Annotated in this window: 15 protein-coding genes; 6 read left to right on the top strand and 9 right to left on the bottom strand. The window is 66.5% G+C overall.

Annotation, left to right across the window (positions count from 1 at the left end):
• Positions 1 to 264: 264 nt before the first annotated feature.
• The 3 genes from purH to PMN64_RS34770 form a co-directional block, all read right to left on the bottom strand.
• A complete protein-coding gene (gene purH / locus PMN64_RS34780; protein ID WP_411783981.1) occupies positions 265 to 1,857 on the bottom strand; it encodes a bifunctional phosphoribosylaminoimidazolecarboxamide formyltransferase/IMP cyclohydrolase in 1,593 nt (530 codons plus the stop codon).
• Positions 1,858 to 2,068: 211 nt separating this feature from the next.
• Positions 2,069 to 3,820 carry a heparinase II/III family protein gene (locus PMN64_RS34775; RefSeq protein ID WP_411783980.1) on the bottom strand — a complete coding sequence of 584 codons (1,752 nt, stop codon included), beginning with the start codon at positions 3,818 to 3,820 and terminating at the stop codon, positions 2,069 to 2,071.
• A gap of 177 nt (positions 3,821 to 3,997) precedes the next feature.
• Positions 3,998 to 5,344 (bottom strand): RsmB/NOP family class I SAM-dependent RNA methyltransferase, encoded by a 1,347-nt coding sequence (locus PMN64_RS34770; RefSeq protein ID WP_411783979.1) that lies wholly within the window; start codon positions 5,342 to 5,344, stop codon positions 3,998 to 4,000.
• A 175-nt stretch (positions 5,345 to 5,519) separates the two neighbouring features.
• Between PMN64_RS34770 and PMN64_RS34765 the strand changes: the two genes are divergently transcribed.
• Both PMN64_RS34765 and PMN64_RS34760 read left to right on the top strand, forming a co-directional pair.
• The gene (locus PMN64_RS34765; protein WP_411783978.1) at positions 5,520 to 5,747 is read left to right on the top strand and encodes a DUF1674 domain-containing protein; all 228 of its coding nucleotides are present in this window, start codon (positions 5,520 to 5,522) and stop codon (positions 5,745 to 5,747) included.
• A gap of 40 nt (positions 5,748 to 5,787) precedes the next feature.
• The gene (locus tag PMN64_RS34760) at positions 5,788 to 6,384 is read left to right on the top strand and encodes a thermonuclease family protein (RefSeq protein WP_411783977.1); all 597 of its coding nucleotides are present in this window, start codon (positions 5,788 to 5,790) and stop codon (positions 6,382 to 6,384) included.
• A 322-nt stretch (positions 6,385 to 6,706) separates the two neighbouring features.
• On the opposite strand, the gene PMN64_RS34755 is transcribed toward PMN64_RS34760, so the two are convergent.
• Together PMN64_RS34755 and acs are read right to left on the bottom strand one after the other, a co-directional pair.
• Positions 6,707 to 7,234 (bottom strand): L,D-transpeptidase, encoded by a 528-nt coding sequence (locus tag PMN64_RS34755; RefSeq protein WP_028342054.1) that lies wholly within the window; start codon positions 7,232 to 7,234, stop codon positions 6,707 to 6,709.
• Positions 7,235 to 7,573: 339 nt separating this feature from the next.
• Positions 7,574 to 9,541: an acetate--CoA ligase gene (gene acs / locus PMN64_RS34750; RefSeq protein WP_411783975.1), complete on the bottom strand. Its 1,968-nt coding sequence runs from the start codon at positions 9,539 to 9,541 to the stop codon at positions 7,574 to 7,576.
• A gap of 774 nt (positions 9,542 to 10,315) precedes the next feature.
• Here acs and PMN64_RS34745 point away from each other — a divergent pair.
• Positions 10,316 to 11,494 (top strand): DNA topoisomerase IB, encoded by a 1,179-nt coding sequence (locus PMN64_RS34745; protein WP_411783974.1) that lies wholly within the window; start codon positions 10,316 to 10,318, stop codon positions 11,492 to 11,494.
• Positions 11,495 to 11,650: 156 nt separating this feature from the next.
• Here PMN64_RS34745 and PMN64_RS34740 read toward each other — a convergent pair whose 3' ends face one another.
• The 4 genes from PMN64_RS34740 to tsaD all read right to left on the bottom strand — a co-directional run bounded on the left by PMN64_RS34740 (position 11,651) and on the right by tsaD (position 15,693).
• Positions 11,651 to 12,064 (bottom strand): EVE domain-containing protein, encoded by a 414-nt coding sequence (locus PMN64_RS34740; protein WP_411783973.1) that lies wholly within the window; start codon positions 12,062 to 12,064, stop codon positions 11,651 to 11,653.
• A gap of 144 nt (positions 12,065 to 12,208) precedes the next feature.
• Positions 12,209 to 13,336: an alpha/beta hydrolase gene (locus PMN64_RS34735; protein ID WP_411783972.1), complete on the bottom strand. Its 1,128-nt coding sequence runs from the start codon at positions 13,334 to 13,336 to the stop codon at positions 12,209 to 12,211.
• A gap of 117 nt (positions 13,337 to 13,453) precedes the next feature.
• Entirely contained in the window at positions 13,454 to 14,431 is a 978-nt protein-coding gene (locus PMN64_RS34730) for an NAD(P)H-dependent glycerol-3-phosphate dehydrogenase (protein ID WP_411783971.1), read from the bottom strand.
• 188 nt (positions 14,432 to 14,619) lie between these two features.
• Positions 14,620 to 15,693 (bottom strand): tRNA (adenosine(37)-N6)-threonylcarbamoyltransferase complex transferase subunit TsaD, encoded by a 1,074-nt coding sequence (tsaD, locus tag PMN64_RS34725; RefSeq protein ID WP_411783983.1) that lies wholly within the window; start codon positions 15,691 to 15,693, stop codon positions 14,620 to 14,622.
• Positions 15,694 to 15,867: 174 nt separating this feature from the next.
• Here tsaD and PMN64_RS34720 point away from each other — a divergent pair, with 174 nt between their 5' ends.
• The 3 genes from PMN64_RS34720 to PMN64_RS34710 form a co-directional block, all read left to right on the top strand.
• A complete protein-coding gene (locus tag PMN64_RS34720; protein ID WP_411783982.1) occupies positions 15,868 to 16,599 on the top strand; it encodes a uroporphyrinogen-III synthase in 732 nt (243 codons plus the stop codon).
• A 120-nt stretch (positions 16,600 to 16,719) separates the two neighbouring features.
• The gene (locus PMN64_RS34715) at positions 16,720 to 17,991 is read left to right on the top strand and encodes a hypothetical protein (protein ID WP_411783970.1); all 1,272 of its coding nucleotides are present in this window, start codon (positions 16,720 to 16,722) and stop codon (positions 17,989 to 17,991) included.
• A 20-nt stretch (positions 17,992 to 18,011) separates the two neighbouring features.
• Positions 18,012 to 19,494, top strand: a 1,483-nt coding sequence (locus tag PMN64_RS34710) for a heme biosynthesis protein HemY (RefSeq protein ID WP_411783969.1), incomplete at its 3' end; no start/stop codon positions are given.

The raw sequence follows: 19,494 nt of genomic DNA, 5'->3' as shown, positions 1-19,494 counted from the left end.
GGCGTCAAGCGCCAAGGACCCAACGGCTTCCCGCCCACCCTCATCCTGACAGACTTCCAAGACACAGGGACCCATACCGCGTGATCCATCGAAGGCGCGCTGGGGCTAGTTGTCCCTCACCAAGCAAGATTGGTGGTTATGGGTCCCTGCTTTCGCAGGGACGACAGTTTCGTAGCCCAGATGGAGCGGAGCGCAATCCGGGGTCTTTGGTCCGCGGAGAAACCGTCCCGGATTTCGCTACGCTCCATCCGGCTACAGTCGCACTCAATGCCGGAAATGCCGCACGCCCGTGAACACCATCGCGATGCCGTGCTCGTCGGCGGCCTTGATCACCTCGTCGTCGCGCATCGAGCCGCCGGGCTGGATCACCGCGGTGGCGCCGGCCTCGATGCAGGCCAGCATGCCGTCGGCGAACGGGAAGAACGCGTCGGAGGCGACCACCGAACCCTTGGTCAGCGGCTCGGCGAGCTTCAGCTCGGCCGCCGCATCCAGCGCCTTGCGCGCGGCGATGCGCGCGGAATCGACCCGGCTCATCTGGCCGGCGCCGATGCCGACGGTGGCGAGATCCTTGGCGTAGATGATGGTGTTCGACTTGACATGCTTGGCGACGCGGAAGGCGAATTTGAGATCGCGCAGCTCGGCGTCGGTCGGCGCGCGCTTGGTCGCGACCTTCAGGTTCATGTCCTCGACCACGGCATTGTCGCGGCTCTGCACCAGGAGGCCGCCGGCGACGGTCTTGGCGGTGAGACCGACAGCACGCGCGTTCGGCAGGCCGCCGGCGAGCAGCAGGCGCAGATTGCGCCGGCCGGCGATGATCGAGATCGCCTCCTCGGTTGCGTCGGGTGCGATGATCACCTCGGTGAAGATGCCGATGATGGCGCGCGCGGCGTCCGCATCGAGCGTGCGGTTGACCGCGATGATGCCGCCATAGGCCGAGGTGGAGTCGCAGGCCAGCGCACGGGCATAGGCGGTGGCGAGATCGGGGCCCTCGGCAACGCCGCAGGGATTGGCGTGCTTGACGATCACGCAGGCCGCGGTGCGCTGCGGATCGAATTCGCCGACGCATTCATAGGCCGCGTCGGTGTCGTTGATGTTGTTGTAGGACAGTTCCTTGCCCTGCAGCTGGCGTGCGGTCGCAACGCCCGGCCGCTTCTCCGGCGTGGCATAGAACGCCGCGGTCTGGTGCGGGTTCTCGCCATAGCGCAGCGACTGGATCAGCCGGCCGCCGAAGGCGCGGAAGTCCGGCGCCTTGGTGTCGAGCTGCACGGCAAACCAGTTCGAGATCGCGGCGTCATAGGCCGCGGTGCGTGCATAGGCCTTGGCGGCGAGCCGGCGGCGCAACTGAAGCGAGGTCGCGCCCTTGTGCGCGGCGAGCTCGTCGAGCACAGCAGAATAGTCGTTCGCCTCGACCACCACGGCGACGTCGTCATGGTTCTTCGCCGCGGCGCGGATCATCGCGGGGCCGCCGATGTCGATGTTCTCGATGCACTCCTCGAAGCCGGCGCCTTTGTCGACCGTGGCCTCGAACGGATAGAGATTGACGACCAAGAGATCGATCGGCGCGATGCCGTGCGAGGCCATCGCCGCGGCGTGTTCCTTGTTGTCGCGGATCGCGAGCAGGCCGCCATGGACCTTCGGGTGTAGCGTCTTGACCCGGCCATCCATCATCTCGGGGAAGCCGGTGAGCTCGGAGACGTCCCTGACCTTCAGCCCGGCCGCCGCGATCGCCTTGGCGGTGCCGCCGGTCGAGACCAGCTCGACGCCATGGTCGGCCAGCGCCTTGGCGAAATCGATCAGTCCGGTCTTGTCGGAAACGGACAACAGAGCGCGGGTCACGCGGCGAAGCTGCTCGGTCATATCGGAAAATCCCTGGCTGTTAAGGCAGCCGGGTAGCATGGTTTTGTGCGGCACGAAACCGGTCTCCGAGCTCGATTCCCGGGAATCTATCACCGTCATCCTGAGGAGCGCGCAGCGCGTCTCGAAGGATGCACGGCCCGGCTGGTGGCCGTCGACCCTTCGAGACGCCGCTTCGCGGCTCCTCAGGGTGACGGGTCGAGGGTCAGTCGCCCTACAGCGGCAGTTCCGGCTCGCGGCGGGCGTTGCGGCGCGCGGTGGTGGCGGAGGCCGAGGTCGAGGAGCGCATGAAGCTCCAGCGGATGGTGCCGGCCTGCCTCGCGTCCTGCCGGATCACGATCTGGGAGGTGCGGCGGGGGCCGTCATTGCCGGCCAGGAACACGCTGTCCTCGAGATCGACCTTGTCGTCCATCGCCTCGAAGGTCCAGACGTCGCGGTTGGGCAGCACCAGCATCACGCCGCGGGCATCCGACAGCCGGCTCGCCTTCACCGAAGGGTGCAAATGGAAGCGCAGCGCGAAATCGGCCTCGCTGCCCTTGATGCGGCCGCCCGGCGCCGGCGACAGCGAATCCTCGCCCTCGAGCCGCGTGCCGTCCTGCGCGACCATCAGCACGCGGCGGTGGATCACGCCGAAGCGCGAGAGATAGCCGTCATGCGAGGCGGTGAGCACGTCGCCGTCGGGAACGGCTTCGCGGTAGCTCTCGACATTGCTCGGGCCGCTGGTGATCGGCGCGCCGCGCAGCAGCCGCTTCATCGCCGACAGCTCGACGAACTGGCACGACGAGGTGTCGCGATAGGTCAGCGTCGAATGCGCCGCGGTGGAGCGCGCGAACGGCCGCCAGTTGTCGCGGCCGGTGCTCGGCATGCCGCAATTGACGACGATGCGGCTCACCCCGGAAGAGAGCTCGAACGACAGGCAGCCGGCATGCGCGTCCTGGCTGACGCTTGCCGGCGGCGGCGGGCCGGTGTCGATGATCAACGCGGTGCTGCCGGCATCGAGCCGCTGGAAGCCGGTATGCGGCATGCTCGCCATCGGCACGCCGCGGGTGTCGTCATAGGCGAGCAGCGTCGCGACGAGATCGGACGGCGCGGTGCTCATGCCGTTGAACAGCGCGAAGCTGCCGTCGCCGTGCCGGAAGAAGCGCAGCATCGGCATCATGCGGTCGATGGCGTTGAGCAGCGCCGGCGGCGGCGCGATGTTCCGTGCGGCAAAGGTCTGCCGCAGCGGCAGGAGATCGCTGAGCAATTCGACCAGCGCGCCGGGATTGCGCGAGATGTGGCCGCCATCGGGCAGGATCTGGCGCTGCAATTCGTCGGACAGTTTGCGCGTCGCCGATTTGATGTTGCGCGCCTGGTTGGCGAGACAGAGCGAGGCGTAGCACAGCGCGATCAAGACCTGCAGGCGCGGCACGCCGTCATTGTCGAGCGTCGCGTGGCGCAGATAGCGGATCTCGCGCGCCAGCCCGCGCAGATATTTGCGGTAGAATTTTCCGTCGGTGTCGCCGAGCACCAATGGCGCCTGCGACAACAGCGAGATCACCCGCCGCGCGCGCACATCGGCGCGGCGCTCCAGCGGCCGCTTGCGGGCCTGGTTGGAGATCCAGTCGTCGACCAGCGAGCGGGCGTTGGCGCGGGTCAGCGCGGTGTCGGCGGCGCGCAGATGGCGCAGCCAGCCGAAGCCGAGCAGGGCGGCTTCCCAATCCTCCGACGGCGGCTCGAGATCGAAGATCGAGCGGCCGTGGCAGGTGACGATCTTGCCGGCGAAAACGAATCGTCCGGCATAGATCTCGGCCGCGCGGGTGGCGTCGGCGGTCCGCAGGTCGTGCGGGGCGATGATCAGCCGGTCGGTGCGGCCGGGCCAGAGCCGCGTCAGCGCAACCGTGCTCCCGCTGGCGCGCGCGATCATGCTGCGGGCAAAGCGGCCAGCAATCAGCGTCGAGATGCGTCTGCTTTGAGCGACCGACACGCCTAACCTTGCGGGGAGGGAATTTTCAACGAATCCTTATTTAATCCGGAAACGCGGCCAAGACACCTGCCAAGACACCTGCCAAGACACCTGCCAAGACGCCTACCAGGACGCCTACCAGGACACCCTCTTGATACCGCACGAATCACGTCGAGCTTAGAAGACTGAAGTTTAAAATCAGGATTTAACCAGCCGGGCCGCGTAAAAGCCGTCCAGCCCGCCGAGCCGCGGGTCGGCATTGGGCAAATGGCTCGGCAAAGTGCGCAAATCGCCGTCGGCGGTGATGATGTCGTCGAGGCCGGCGACCTCGCTTGTCTCGATCGGTGCACGGCGCAGGCCTGATTCGCTCGCCAGCAGCGCGGCAATCGCGTGCTCGCCTTCCTCCGGCTCCAGCGAGCAGGTGCAGTAGACCAGGGTGCCGCCGGGCTTCAGCAGATTGGCGGCTTTTTGCAACAGCCGCTTCTGCAGCGCCGACAACGCGGCGATGTCACCCTCCTGCCGCAGCCAGGCGACGTCGGGATGGCGGCGGATGGTTCCCGTCGAGGTACAGGGTGCATCGACCAGAATACCGTCGAAGCTCGCGGCTTCCGCCGGCCATTCGGCGGCGTCGGCGACGACCGTCTCGGCCTGCAACTCCAACCGCGTGAGATTGTCACGCAGCCGCGCAACCCGCGCCGGCGAGCGGTCGACCGCGGTGACATGCGCGCCGGCCAGCGCGAGCTGGGCGGTCTTGCCGCCGGGCGCGGCGCAGAGATCCGCGACCGCCTTGTCCTTGATGTCGCCGAACAGCCGCGCCGGCAGCGCGGCGGCGGCGTCCTGCACCCACCACTGGCCTTCGGCAAAGCCCGGCAGCATCGTGACGGAACCCTGCAGCAGCGTGCGCACGGTTCCCGTCGGCAGTATCTCGCCGTGCAGGCGGCTCGCCCATTGCGGCGCGTCGGACTTCACCGTGAGATCGAGCGACGGCTCGTGGCCGAGCGCCAGCGCCATGTCGCGCGCGGTGGCTTCGCCGTAATGCGTATTCCAGCGCGCCAGCATCCATTGCGGCAGGTCGAGCGTCTGCGTGCCGATCTCGTCGATCAACCCCTGGCCCTCGCGCGCGCAGCGGCGCAGCACGGCGTTGACGAGCCCGGCATATTTCGCGGCGCGCCGGTCGGATTGCACCAGCCGCACCGAAAGATCGACCGCGGCATGGTCAGGCACGTCCATCCAGAGAATCTGTGCCGCGCCGATCAGGAGCGCGCTCTGCGCGCGCGGTGCATCGGTCGGGACGCCGCGGTCGAGCAGGCGCGACAGCACGTGGCCGAGCGTGCCGAGCTTGCGCAGGATGGTTGACACCAGCCGGCGCATCAGCGCGCGGTCGCGATCGGCCAGCGATTTCAGGCCGGGATGTGCGCCGGCGCCGTCGAGCTGGTCGTCGAGCGTGCGGTGCTTGTGCAGCACGCCATCGAGGATGTCGGCCGCGATACGGCGGGCCGCGAGGCCGGGGACTTCGGCAGGTACTGCAAATCTTGAAGGAGGCATGAAGCGGAGATATCTCGAAGGTGCTGAGTTACATTCGGCTCATGCCCATCAACTCGAGACCACCTCTGGCATGCGAATATGCCAAATGTAAGAATCGCCTTGCGGGATTTTGTGATCGTGATGTCGTCACTGAGCCAGGACAGAGATACGCAACGCGCGGTCGGAAGGTTTTGCCATGTCTGATAAATCGCTATCGTCAGCGCCGCCGGAGGCCGCGCTCCGCAAGCCGCTGACGCCGGCCGCGCAACGCGCGCTCGCCGAGGCCGCGGCGCGGCGCAAGGCTGCCGAGGAGGCCGCCGCGCAGAACGTGGCCGCGCGGCCGAAGGAATTCCAGGGCCCGAAGGGGCCGGAACCGACGCGCTACGGCGATTGGGAGACCAAGGGCATCGCCTCGGACTTCTGAGAGTCTTGCCTGACGGCTCGACTCAGGTCAGTCTGGGAATATGTCCCCATACGAAAGAATAAATGCTTATCGTGGGACGGGGCGTCCGCCTTTCCGCCGGACCCCTTGGGGCCGCCGCGTCTCGGCGGCCCTGCCATGGGTGTTCGTGCTCGGCATTGCCGTCGGCAGCACATTGCCGATCCGCCAATGGGTGCATCTGCCGCCGACCTGGTCGCTCGGCAGGTCTCGCGACACCGACGTGATCTGGCAGCGGGCCGGCGCGCCCGACATCAGGCACAACGTTGATGTGATCAGGACGATCGACGGCGACACGTTCGAGGCGCGGGTGCATTTCTCGCCGGGCCCGGATCTGTACACGCGTGTCCGGCTGCGCGGCATCGACGCGCCGGAGCTGAAGGCATCCTGCGCGCGCGAACTGCAAATGGCGCAAGCGGCGACGGTGGCGCTGCGCGACCTGCTCGGCCAGGGCGAAGTCGCGATCTACAATGTCGGTCCCGATAAATATCAGGGCCGCGTCGTCGCCGACGTCGCGACCAGGAAGACCGACAACGTCTCGGCCGCGCTGCTCGCCGCCGGCCATGCCCGCGCCTACAATGGCGGGCACCGCTTCGGCTGGTGCGGATATTTCGCGCGCTAGGCGAGATGAGATTGGTTGAATCGGCTTGTGGCGGTTTCGATTCACCTCTCCCCGTCGGGGAGAGGTCGGATTGCGCCTGGCGATGCGAAGCATCGTCCAGTGCGATCCGGGTGAGGGCTTTTGCTCTCTCGATAGACCGTAACCCCTCACCCGATTTGCTGCGCAAATCGACCTCTCCCAAGGGAGAGGTGAACCTCCAATGCCGATCCAGCTTAACCTGATCTCCTCATGCTTCAGGCACTAGCGATCACATCCGGCAGCTTCCGCAAACAAAAAGCCGCGCAGATGCGCGGCTCTTCTTCAGGCGAAACACTGGACGCGATCAGCGGGTGACGACGACCGTCGTGCCGATCTCGACGCGCGAATAGAGGTCGGTGATGTCCGTGTTCAGCATGCGGATGCAGCCGTAGGAGACGAAGCCGCCGACCGAGCCCGGCACGTTGGTGCCGTGGATCGCATACTCGCCGCCGGCCAGCGTCATCGCAGCGACGCCCATCGGGTTATGCGGCGAGCCGCCGGCGATCACGTTCGGGATGCTCGGCTTGTCGCGCTTGACCTCGGCGGGCGGCGACCAGGCCGGGTTGCGATATTTGCCGTCGATCTTCGTGGTGCCGGCCCACTGCTTGCCGGACTTGCCGACGCCGACCGGGTAACGCATCGCGTGGCCGGAATCGAGAATGAGGTAGAGCCGCCGTTCGTTGGTCTTCACCACGATGGTGCCTGGCTCATAGTTGTCGGCGTGTATTCCCACCATTTCCGGCCGGGCTTCGGCCGCCTGCGACGTCAAAACAACAGCACCAAGGGTAACAGCAGCTGTGGCAGCCAGCGCCACCGCAAACTTCATCGACATCAACCTCTCCACTTCCCAACAGCTCCCGTACGGAAGCCAAAAACGAAGATGCAGAGCCCTTGAAAAACCGGGCCTGCCGGTCTCACGCACGCAAGATTAACCGCGTGTGTTAACCGGGTGGTTTCACACCGGCCGCGAGACACGTCCTGATGGCGGGGAGAAAAGGAAAAGTTCGGATTAAAGTAAATGACCTGAAAACAACACTTGGCCACAAACGCGCCTCAATCGCGCCATGCCTCTGACAATCCCGTGAAGCGGCCCGTTGCAGGAAAAGGGAAGGGCCGCGGCGGTGATCGCGCGCGGCCCTTCCTCGGTTTCCTGGTTTTGCTGCTGCCGGCCTTACGCCGGCGCGCCCTTCTTGTTCTGGCGGTTCTGCACGAGGTCGTCGACGACGGCCGGATCGGCCAGGGTCGAGGTGTCGCCGAGACTCGACGGCTCGTCCTCGGCGATCTTGCGCAGGATGCGGCGCATGATCTTGCCGGAGCGCGTCTTGGGCAAGCCGGGCGCGAACTGGATCAGGTCCGGCGAGGCGATCGGGCCGATGTCCTTGCGGACCCAGGCCACCAGCTCCTTGCGCAGCGCCTCGGTCGGCTCGGTGCCCTTCATCAGCGTGACATAGGCATAGATGCCCTGGCCCTTGATGTCGTGCGGGTAGCCGACGACGGCGGCTTCCGACACCGCCTCATGCGCGACCAGCGAGCTCTCGACCTCGGCGGTGCCCATGCGGTGGCCGGAGACGTTGATGACGTCGTCGACGCGGCCGGTGATCCAGTAATAGCCGTCGGCATCGCGACGGCAGCCGTCGCCGGTGAAATACTTGTTCTTGTAGGTCGAGAAATAGGTCTGCTCGAACCGCGCATGGTCGCCATAGACCGTGCGCATCTGGCCCGGCCATGACTTGGCCAGGCAGAGATTGCCCGAGGTCTCGCCGTCCAGCGTCTTGCCGTCGGCATCGACGATCTCCGGCACCACGCCAAAGAACGGCCGTGTCGCCGAACCGGGCTTCAGCTTGGTTGCGCCGGGCAGCGGCGTGATCAGGATGCCGCCGGTCTCGGTCTGCCACCAGGTGTCGACGATCGGGCAGCGGTCGTCGCCGACCACGCGGTAATACCACTCCCAGGCTTCCGGATTGATCGGCTCGCCGACCGAGCCGAGCAGGCGCAGCGATTTGCGCGAGGTCTTCTTCACCGGCTCGTCGCCGCCCTGCATCAGCGCGCGGATCGCGGTCGGTGCGGTGTAGAAGATGTTGACCTTGTGCTTGTCGACCACGTTCCAGAAGCGCGAATTGTCCGGATAGTTCGGCACGCCCTCGAACATCAGCGTGGTCGCGCCGTTACAGAGCGGCCCGTAGAGGATGTAGCTGTGGCCGGTGACCCAGCCGACGTCGGCGGTGCACCAGTAGATGTCGCCGTCGTGATAGTCGAACACGTATTGATGCGTCATCGACGCGAACACGAGATAGCCAGCCGAGGTGTGCAGTACGCCCTTCGGCGTTCCGGTCGAACCCGAGGTGTAGAGGATGAACAGCGGGTCTTCGGCGTGCATATGCTCGGCCGGGCATTCCGTCGTCACCATGGCGGCGGCCTCGTGATACCAGAGGTCGCGGGTCGGGTTCATGTCGATCTTGCCGCCGGTGCGCTTCACCACCACGACCCAATCGACGCCGCCGGAATCCTTAGAGTCGATCTTGGCGATGGCGGCATCGACATTGGCCTTCAGCGGCACTTTCCTGCCGCCGCGCAGGCCCTCGTCGGCGGTGATCACCACCTTCGAATCGCAGTCCTTGATGCGCTGGGCGAGGCTGTCCGGCGAGAAACCGCCGAACACCACCGAGTGGATGGCGCCGATCCGCGCGCAGGCCAGCATGGCGTAGGCCGCTTCCGGAATCATCGGCAGGTAGATCGTGACGCGATCGCCCTTCTTGACGTTCCGCGTGCGCAGGATGTTGGCCATCTTGCAGACTTCGTCGTGCAGCTGGCGGTAGGTGATGTGCTTGGATTCGGAGGGATCGTCGCCCTCCCAGATGATCGCGGTCTGGTCGCCGCGCTTGTCGAGATGGCGGTCGATGCAGTTCCAGGCGACGTTCAGCACGCCATCCTCGAACCATTTGATCGAGATGTTGCCCGGTGCGAAGGAGACGTTCTCGACCTTGGTGAAGGGCTTGATCCAGTCGATCCGCTTGCCGTGCTCGGCCCAGAAGCCGTTCGGGTCCTTGACCGAGCGCGCGTACATCTCGCGATATTTGGCGTCATCGATATAGGCGCGCTTGGCCCAGTCGGCCGACACGTCATAGATCTTCTCGGACATCATTTTCCTCCACTCATTGCCGATCGCGAACGACGCGACGGCAAGCCGTCTTGATCATTGCCGCGATTATGCGTTGCCGCATTCCGGCCCGGCAAGGAAAAAGGACTGTCACTTTCGTCGCGTGGAAGCCGTCGGATAGTCCGCCGGCTTCCGCTTTTGACAAGACGGCTTACCGCAACGCATCGACGAGAGAAACCTATGCGCCATCGCGTGCTCGGGGTCACTGGTCTCTTGGTCGTAGTGGTGTCGTTCTCTGCGCCGTTCGCTGCCACCGCGGCGGTGCCGCGCACGATGACGATACGCTGACGCCGATTTTGATGGACGGCTTCAGGCACAATTGAACGAATTGTCGGACGCCGTCGCGACGACCGACGTCAACACGTTCGTGACCGCGTAGTCCTTGGTTGTGGCCAGCGGTTGGACCGGCCCGTGGCTGCAGAACTCAAGCCACGTGCCCAGCGAGAGCAGCGCGCGAAAGGGCAAGGTCGCTGACCTGATCTGGGGACCGCGGTGGACCCAGGGCGGTGTTCAAACGCCGGCTTTCGGCACCGCGCTCGCGTCATTTTGTCCGATCCCGGGCAGTCCAAAATCAACGTTAGCGGGCGAATGGCACCCATGAAAGGTAATTTGACACCGTCAATAACTGATTCGCGACTCGCAATGTCGGCTCCGACGCCCTAAATCGCCAAACCGAGGCCGGATGGCCCACCGGAACGAAGCCCGAAGCAACGGCATTACCGGGAGAACAGCGGAACAAGGCGTCTTGCGAGAATAATGATGGATCAGCAGAATATCGCGGCTGTGCGGCCCGTTTCCGCCGATCCCGCCGTCGCCCTGGCAAAGGCACTGGGCCAGTGGCCAAAGCAGACGCCACGCGCAAAGCTGCGATCGCTGTCAACACTCAAACTCGACGCCCCCGCCGCCATCAGAACGACGGTTGAAGAACTGGCGCGCGATCTGGGCCTGCGGCTCGGCGACCAGAACGAATTGACCATCCGCCGCATCAAGCGCGGCAAGACCTATTCATTCGTCCGTGCCAATGGCTCGCGGGTCCGCGACGCGCGCACGATCCGCCGGCTGCACGCTATGGCCGTTCCGCCGGCCTATCGCCAGGTGCGCTATTCCAGCGACCCGAGCTCGCATCTGCAGGCGGTCGGCCGCGATGCCGCGGGCCGGCTGCAGTATCGTTATCACGCCGACTGGGAGAAGGTTCGCGAGCAGCGCAAGGCGCATCGCCTGGCCAAGCTGGTGGCCGCGCTGCCGAAGATCCGGCGCAAGGTCTCGGCGTTTCTGTCCGGGGACGAGCCGACCCGCGAGTTCGCGCTGTCGGCGGTGATCGAGCTGATCGCGCGCACCGCGATCCGGCCCGGCAACGAATCCTATGCGCGTCTCAACGGCACCCGCGGCGCCACCACGCTTTTGAAGTCCAACGTCACGCTGGAAGACGACTCCCTGGTGCTGACCTTCAAGGCCAAGGGCGGCAAGGCCGTGCGCAAGGAATGCGACGCGGCCAAGCTGGTGCGTGCGATCGGCATCCTGCGCGGTGTCCCGGGCAAGCGCATGTTTCAGTATTACGACCGCTCCGGCGTGGTGCGGGCCGCCTCGACCACGGCGGTCAACGCGTTCCTGCGCGAGATCGCCGGCATCAAGATCTCGCTGAAGGATTTCCGCACCCTGATGGCGTCGGCCGTCGTCGTGGAATCGCTGTCGCGGATCACGCCGGCCACCAGCCAGCGTGGCCGCAAGCGCCAGGTGCTGGATGCGATCCGCGCCGCCGCCGACCAGCTGTCCAACACGCCGGCGATCTGCCGCAAGAGCTATGTCCACGACACCATCGTCACCGCATTCGAGGACGGCATCCTCGAACGCTTCGCCGCGACGATGGGAGGCTACCGCACCCAGTCCAAGCGCGAGCAATTGCTGGCGCAGGTGGTGATGGCGGCGGGGGCGTAGGTCCCGCAACCCCTGTCGTCCCGGCGAAGGCCGGGACCCATTACCCCAAATATTGATTGCGGAAACGAGCTGGAGCCGCAGCGCGCTCCGACAATGCTCGCCTGTGGTTATGGGTCCCTGCTTTCGCAGGGACGACGACAAAGTTTGGTCGGAACGCTACAGCCCGCCCATCTTGCAGACGTACTTCCATTCCTCTGATGTCACCGGCTGCACCGAAAGCCGCGAATATTTCACCAGCGCCATGTCGGCGAGCTTCTTGTCGGCCTTGATCGCGGCCATCGTCACCGGTGTCTTCAGCGGCTTGTCGGCCTTGATGTCGACGCAGACGAACTTGCCGGTCTTGTCGGTCGGATCGGGATAGGCTTCCTTGATGATCTCGGCGATGCCGACGATCTCCTTGCCCTCGTTGGAATGATAGAAGAACGCCTTGTCGCCCTTCTTCATGTTGACGAGATTCTGCCGTGCCGTGAAGTTGCGCACGCCGGTCCAGGCTTCGCCCTTCGTGCCCTTGGCGACCTGATGGTCCCATGACCAGACCGACGGTTCGGATTTCACCAGCCAGTAATTCATCGCAACTCACCCCGTTCGATTGCGCTGCAATCTACAGCGACGCGGATGCCCGCGACAAGCGCGGGCACCCGATCCAGAGCGTTTTCAAGCGAAGTGGATGCCGGTTCGCGTGAAGAAAACGCGTCAAATCAAGAAGCGCAGCACCTACTGTTTCAAATATCGATCGAAGAACTTGGCGATGTCGGTGAACGCCTCCTTCGTCTCGGGCGCGTCGGCGTTGAACTGGTATTGGGCGTGGGACTGCCCCTCATAGACATTGAGATCGGCGATCACGCCGGCGCGGCGCAACTTGCGATGCGTGCGAACCGTGTTGCTGAGGAACAGATCGCGCGTGCCCGAGGTCAGGATGGTCGGCGGGAAGCCCTTGAAGTCACCATAGATCGGCGAAATGTAGGGATTCTTCAGGCTGGTGCCGTTTGCATAAAGCTTGGCTGCGCGGCCGAGCCATCCGTCCCGCGTCACCAGCACATTGTCGACCCACTCATTGCTCGCGTAGCTGTCGCCGATCTTGTCGATATCGGACCAGGGCGTGCCCGGCGCGATGGCGGCGGGCAGCGGCAGCCTCTCGTCCTTCGCCCGCAATACCATCGCAAGCGTCATCGCCCCGCCCGTCGACGTGCCGAAGATCGCCAGCCGGCGGTGTTCGTGCGATTTCAGAACTTCCTTCCACACCGCCATCGCGTCGTCCATCGCGGCCGGATAGGGGAAGTCCGGCGGCATCCGGTAGTCGACCGAGAGGACCTTGAAGCCGCCAAAGCCCGCCATCATGATGGCTTCCGGCAACGCGGCTTCGCCGGGGCCGAACACGTAACCGCCGCCATGGACGTGGATCAGCAGGCGTCGCCTGTTCTCGAGCGCGATCTTGTTCGGGGTGACGATGTAGCAGTGCACGCCGGCAAGCCTGGTTTCCTCGACCTTGACGCCGAGCTTCGCCTTCAGCGCCGGAACACCCGCGATCAGAAGCTTGGCGCGGCGATCGATCAACTCCTTCCATTCCGCTGGGGTTTTGGGATCGGCATTGAAATGCGGCGGATAGGGCGCGCCGATCATTGCCTGCATCTCGGCAGACACGTCGGCGGTTGGATTGCCGATCGATTTGAGCGGCGCGACCCGCTTGCCGTTGTCGGCATTGGCGGCGGCCTCGCTCTTGGCAAGTTCGTCGTAGGAGGTTGCGGTCTGGGCGTGGGCGATAGTGGATGAGGCGGTGAGGGCGACGGCGAGGCTGATCGAGAGAAGGCTGATCGAAAGGATGGCGCGATGCGGTTGACGCATGGGTTTTCCCTTGGGATCCGTTTTTCGATTTGTTGGACCGGGATCCGACGGTTCGCCGCCACGCTATTACGATGTGTGCCGATGGTGAAGCTCCGCCACGCGCGACCGTGACGTGCGTTACTCCGCCTTGAACGGCCGCGTCAGCAGGCCTTCGATCGCGGCGTCAACAGTCAGCCGGTCGCTCAGGATCGCGGCGACCGCGTTTGACACCGGCATGTCGACCTTTTGCGCGGCGGCGAGCTCGCACAGCACCGGTGCGGTGAACGCGCCTTCGGCGAGCTTGCCGATCGGTGCGGCTTCGCCGCGCCCGAGCGCGAGGCCGAGCGCGAAATTGCGCGATTGCGCGGTCGAGCAGCTGAGCAGGAGATCGCCCAATCCCGACAGGCCTGAGAGTGTTTCGGCGCGGGCGCCGCAGGCGCGGCCCAATCTTGCGAGCTCGCTGAAGCCGCGTGTCGTCAGCGCGGCGAGCGCGGAGGCGCCGAGATTTTTGCCGACCACGATGCCGGCGGCGATCGCCAGCACGTTCTTGGCCGCGCCGCCGATCTCGACGCCGCGCACGTCGGTGGTGTGATAGGGCCGGAACGTCGCCGAGCCGAGCGCCTGGACCAGCGCCCGTGCCAGCGCTTCGTCCCTGGTGGCCAGCGTTACGGCGGTCGGCAATCCGCGTGCGACGTCGTCGGCAAAGCTCGGCCCCGACAGGATCGCGGGCACGGCGCGCGGCGCGGCTTCCGCGATCACCTCGGTCATGAATTTATGCGTGCCGTGCTCGATGCCCTTGGCGCAGGCGACGACAGGCGTGTCGGGCTTGAGATGCGGCGCAAGATGCCCAACCGCCGCGCGCAAATGCTGCGCCGGTGTCACGGCCAGGATGATGTCGGCGTGTGCCGCGGCGGCGATATCCGACGTAACAGCGATGCCGGGATGAAGCTGGACACCAGCCAGCCGCGGATTGACCCGCGTCGCCTGGATCTGCGCGGCATGCTCGGCGTTGCGCGCATACAGCGTCACCTTGCGCCCGGCGCGCGCCGCGACATCGGCCAATGCCGTGCCCCAGGCGCCGGCACCGATCACGCTGACTGACATATGCGCGGGCATCAGGCGGGCCTGTCTTCGCTCCCTCTCCCCGCTCTTGCGGGGAGAGGGTTGAGGTGAGGGGCTTTATCCGCGAGCGCACCGAGTGTTGAGACCGGTACCCCCTCACCCGGATTGCTGCGCAATCCGACCTCTCCCCGCGAGCGGGGCGAGGTGCGACGGTGCCTGATGCGCGCTCCGTCGTACATTGTTCAATATCCGGCGCGGCTGTTGGCGTAGCCGGCCGGCGCCTTGGCATTGGCGTCGAGCAGCCAGCGCGCGCGCGGCGGCGCCTCCATCGTGTCGGTGAGGCCAAGCGCCATCCGCTCGGCACCGGCCCATGCGATCATCGCGCCATTGTCGGTGCAGAGCGCCGGCGGCGGGATGATCAGCGTCGTCTGCGCCGTCGCCGCAACCTCCTGCAGCGCGCTGCGGATCGCATGGTTGGCGGCGACGCCCCCGGCCGCGACCAGCGCGCGCGGCGTGCCGAACCGCTCCTGAAACAATTTTAGACCGACGCTCAAGCGGTCCGCGGTCGATTCCAGCACCGCGGCCTGGAAACTCGCGCAGAGGTCGCTGACGTCCTGCGGCTCGAGCGGCTCCAGCCGGCTGGCTTCATTGCGCACCGCCGTCTTCAATCCCGAGAGCGAGAAATTCGCATCGGGGCGACCGAGCATCGGGCGTGGAAAGGCAAACCGCGTCGAGTCGCCGCCGGCGGCCGCGCGCTCGACCTCCGGCCCGCCGGGATAGGGCAGCGACAGCATCTTCGCCACCTTGTCGAACGCCTCGCCCATCGCGTCGTCGACCGTGGTGCCGAGCCGCACATATTCACCGACGCCGACCACGGCGACGATCTGGGTGTGTCCACCCGAGGCAAGGAACAGGCAATAGGGGAACGCCAGCGCGCAGGTCAGCCGCGGCGTCAGCGCGTGCGCCTCGAGATGGTTCACCGCGATCAGCGGCGTATCGTGCACCATCGCGATCGCCTTCGCGGTGGTGAGACCGACGATCACGCCGCCGATCAGGCCGGGTCCGGCGGCTGCGGCGACCGCCGACAATTGTCGGTAGCCAACGCCGGCCTCCTTCATGGCGGAGGCGACGATGCCGTCGAGCAGGTCGACGTGGGCGCGCGCCGCGATCTCCGGCACCACGCCGCCGAAGCGGGCGTGCTCGTCGGTCTGCGAGCGCACCACGTTGGAGAGGATTTTCGCCTGCCCGTCAGCCTGGCGCTCGACCACGGCGGCCGCGGTTTCATCGCAGGTGGTCTCGATCCCCAGCACCAGCATCGGCGGTTCGTGTCCCAATTTCGGTCCTTGTGCTACGAGCATGATCCGGACAGGCCGGAACCGGTTTCCGGCAAGATGATGCTCATCAAAACGTCCGCTCCGGGGTAGCATTGCGAGGTCTTAAAGTGCAATCGGTCGCCAACGTCCAATTTATACGGCTGGAGGCCTGAAACCCTGACAATCCTTGTCACACGACCGCATCCGGACAATGACGCAACACTCGCGACGCTGCGCCAGCGCGGCTTTGACGCCCTGTCGGCACCGGTGCTGCGCTTCGAGCCGGTGCCGTTCCGCGGCGACGACGATGCGGATTATGATGCCGTCATCCTGACCAGCGCCAATGCGCTGCGCGCGGTCGACCTCGCTGCCAGCCCGTTGTTGCGGCTGCCGCTGTTTGCGGTCGGCGCGCACACCGCCGATGCGGCGCGCGCCGCGGGCTTCGACAAGGTGATCGTGGCGAAGGGCGATGCAGTCTCGCTGCGCAATCTCGTGCTGGCACGGGTCAAGGCCGGCGAACTCGACGCATCAGCGACGCTGCTCTATCTCGCCGGCGCCGACCTGTCGCGCGATCTCGCGGGCGAGCTCGGCGAGCGCGGGCTCAGCGTCGTCACCCACACCACCTACCGGATGGCGCCGGTGGCCGGCTTCCCGAGGGAGGTCAGCGACGCCTTCATGGCGAACCGGATCACCGCGGTGCTGCACTATTCCCGCCGCAGCGCACAGGCCTTTCTGGACACGGTACGCGCCGACGGGATCGAGATTTCGGCGCTCGCCTTGCCGCAATGCTGCATCTCGGCGGCCGTCGCCGCGGTGCTCCATGACGCCGGCGCGACCAATGTGGTGGTGGCGGCGCGGCCGGACGAAAACGCCCTGCTGGAGGCGCTCGGCCGCACCCTGCGGCCGTGACCGGAATAATTCTTTCGTTTGACCATGATGTTAGGCAATGCTCGGTTATTCGGATCGTGCTCTAAGAACCTGGGCCGATTCTGGTAGAGTATGCGGCCAGTAGTTTTGAGGACCCCCGCGATGGCTGAAGAAAGGCCAGACGACCCAGGATCTTCGCCGGATTCCCGGCCCAAGCGCGCGCCGCCGACCATCGATCTTCAGGCGACCGAAATCTCCAGCGAACCGTCGAAGACGGAGGGGGCCGAGGAAGCCGCCAAGGAAGCCGCCAAGGAGGCCGACCAGGATGCCGGCAAGGCGTCCGCGGACGCGGCGACGTCTGGGGCCGAGCCCCAAGGCGGCGCCGCACCGCAAGCGGAGCCGCAGCCCGAGACCGCCTCCGCGGCGCCGGACGCCGAACCGGCGCGGCCAGTGTCGCCCTGGGTGGTGGCGCCGGTATCAGGCGCGGTCGCCGCGGCGCTGGTGATCGGGGTCGGCTGGCTGCTCGGCTGGCCCGTCGTGCAGCCGGTCCCGGCGCCGCAACCCAATGCCGCCATCGACCAACTCGGCACGCGCCTGAGTGCGCTGGAATCGAAAGCCGGCAGGCCGGTCGCGCCGGCCGCCGATCCCGCGGCGACGGCGCGGCTGGAGGCGCTCGACAAATCGATCGCCGCACTGCGCACCGAGCTCGCCGCGACGCGGGCGCAATCCGACAAGCTTGCGGCGGCGGCCAATGACGCGAAGGCCGCGCCGCGCGATGGCGCGGCTGCGCCTGATATCTCTGGCATCACGGCGCGTATCGACAAGGTCGAGAACGCAGTGAAGGCGCAGGGCGCCGCGATCGCCAGGCAGGACGGCAAGATCGCGGACACCAAGGCCGAGGCGAAGGCCGACGATGTGCCGCTGCGCCGCGTCGTCGCGGCATCACTGCTCGACGTCGCGGTGCGTCACGGCGATCCCTATGCCTCCGCGCTCGAGGCCGCGAAGGCGCTGTCGGATGATGCCGAGGTGTTGAAGCCGCTCGAGACGTTCGCGAGGTCGGGCGTGCCGAACCCGAACGCGCTGTGCCGCGAGCTGATCGAGATCGTGCCGAAACTGGCGCCGTCTCCGCCGGAAGCTGCGGCGGCCAGCGCCGGGCTGGTCGATCGTCTGAAGGCCGGTGCTTCCACGCTGATCCAGATCGAGCGGACCGACGGTACGGGGACCGATCGTGGCAGCATCGTCGCGCGCGTGACATCGGCCGCCCTGCATAATGACCTCGCATTGACCGAGCGTGAATTGAAGTCGCTGCCGCCGGCGGATCGCACGGCGGCGCAAGCCTGGCTCGCCAAGGTGGACGCGCGCCGCGCCGCGCTCGACGCGTCGCGTAAATTTGCCGACAACGCCATGGCGGCGCTCGCCACGGTCAACCAGTAAGTCTTTGCAATAGGTCTTTGATGATCCGGATCATTCTGTTCCTGCTGCTGATCGCGCTCGCTGCAGCGGGTGCGGCCTGGATGGCCGATCAGCCCGGCGATCTCGTGCTGAATTGGGGCGGCTTGCGGCTGACGTCCAAGCAGCCGATGTACCTGCTCGGCCTCGTCGTCGTCGCTGCGATGATCGCCGGCGTGATCCTGCGCGGGCTCTGGAAGATTCCCGGGCACATCCGCCGTGGCCGGCGCGAGCGGCGTCACGCCCGCGGCCGCCACGCCATCACGCAAGGCCTGCTCGCGATCGGGCATGGCGATTCCGCAGGCGCCCGCGCGCATGCCGAAGTGGCGCGGCGCCACGCCGCAAACGATCCGCTGGCGCTGCTGTTGCACGCGCAATCGGCGCAGCTCGACGGCGATCGCGACGGCGCGCAGCGCGCCTTCCGCGCCATGGCCGAGCGCGAGGATACGCGGCTGCTTGGATTGCGCGGTCTGTTCATCGAGGCGCAGCGCGCCGACGATCCGGTGGCGGCCGTGATGATCGCCGAGGAAGCGCTGAAAATGTCGCCGTCGTCGTCATGGGCCTCGCATGCGGTGCTCGGCTTCTGCTGCGCCAAGGGCGATTGGGCCGGCGCGCTGTCGATCATCGACAACAACCAGAGCGCCGGATTGATCGACAAGGCGACCTATCGGCGGCAGCGCGGCGTGCTGCTGACCGCGCGTGCGCTGGAGTTCGAGACCGTCGATCGCGACTTGTCGCGCTCGAGCGCGATGGACGCGGTCAAGCTGGCGCCGACGCTGATTCCGGCTGCCGTGCTCGCAGCGAAGTTCGAGAGCGAGGCGCATCAGGTGCGCCGCGCGATGCGCATCGTCGAGACCGCGTGGCTGGCGCAGCCGCATCCCGATCTCGCCGACGCCTATTCGCATGTGCGGCTCGGCGATTCCGCGCGGCAACGCCTGGTGCGGGTCGAGACGCTGGCGGCGAAAACACCTGGACATATCGAGGGCGCGCTGGCGATCGCGCGCGCCGCGATCGACGCGGCCGAGTTCGCCAAGGCGCGTGCGGCGCTCGAGCCGTTCATCGCGGCGCCGACCCAGCGCGTCGCGCTGTTGATGGCCGAGATCGAGCGCACCGAGCATGGCGACAGCGGCCGGGCGCGGGCCTGGACCTTGCGCGCGGTGCGCGCGCTGCACGATCCGGTCTGGACCGCCGACGGCTATGTCTCGGATCGCTGGCGCCCGGTCTCGCCGGTCACCGGCCGGCTCGACGCCTTCCAGTGGCAGACGCCGGTGGCGGCGCTGCCGTCCGACAAGGGCCATGCCATCGAGCCGTCGCCCTTCGAGGAGGCGATGCTGGCGCCGCGCCGGGTCGAGCCGCCAAAGGAACTGGCCAGCGAGCCGGTGGACGCCAAGCCGGCTGAGCCGGTCGAGATCAAGCCGGTCGAGATCAAGCCCTTGGAGCCGGCCGCACCGCCCGTGCAGGACAACGCCCCGCTGCCGGCGGCCATCG

It is taken from the genome of Bradyrhizobium sp. UFLA01-814 (assembly GCF_046718885.1).
GTDB classification, from domain to species: Bacteria; Pseudomonadota; Alphaproteobacteria; order Rhizobiales; family Xanthobacteraceae; genus Bradyrhizobium; species Bradyrhizobium elkanii.
This window is presented reverse-complemented; position numbering and strand designations above follow the sequence as displayed.

Coding starts and splice junctions, on each gene's coding strand:
- purH (WP_411783981.1), bottom strand. CDS start 1,857: ATGACCGAGCAGCTTCGCCGCGTGACCCGCGCTCTGTTGTCCGTTTCC.
- PMN64_RS34770 (WP_411783979.1), bottom strand. CDS start 5,344: ATGCCTCCTTCAAGATTTGCAGTACCTGCCGAAGTCCCCGGCCTCGCG.
- PMN64_RS34765 (WP_411783978.1), top strand. CDS start 5,520: ATGTCTGATAAATCGCTATCGTCAGCGCCGCCGGAGGCCGCGCTCCGC.
- PMN64_RS34760 (WP_411783977.1), top strand. CDS start 5,788: ATGTCCCCATACGAAAGAATAAATGCTTATCGTGGGACGGGGCGTCCG.
- PMN64_RS34755 (WP_028342054.1), bottom strand. CDS start 7,234: ATGTCGATGAAGTTTGCGGTGGCGCTGGCTGCCACAGCTGCTGTTACC.
- acs (WP_411783975.1), bottom strand. CDS start 9,541: ATGTCCGAGAAGATCTATGACGTGTCGGCCGACTGGGCCAAGCGCGCC.
- PMN64_RS34745 (WP_411783974.1), top strand. CDS start 10,316: ATGATGGATCAGCAGAATATCGCGGCTGTGCGGCCCGTTTCCGCCGAT.
- PMN64_RS34740 (WP_411783973.1), bottom strand. CDS start 12,064: ATGAATTACTGGCTGGTGAAATCCGAACCGTCGGTCTGGTCATGGGAC.
- PMN64_RS34735 (WP_411783972.1), bottom strand. CDS start 13,336: ATGCGTCAACCGCATCGCGCCATCCTTTCGATCAGCCTTCTCTCGATC.
- PMN64_RS34730 (WP_411783971.1), bottom strand. CDS start 14,431: ATGCCCGCGCATATGTCAGTCAGCGTGATCGGTGCCGGCGCCTGGGGC.
- tsaD (WP_411783983.1), bottom strand. CDS start 15,693: ATGCTGGTGCTGGGGATCGAGACCACCTGCGATGAAACCGCGGCCGCC.
- PMN64_RS34715 (WP_411783970.1), top strand. CDS start 16,720: ATGGCTGAAGAAAGGCCAGACGACCCAGGATCTTCGCCGGATTCCCGG.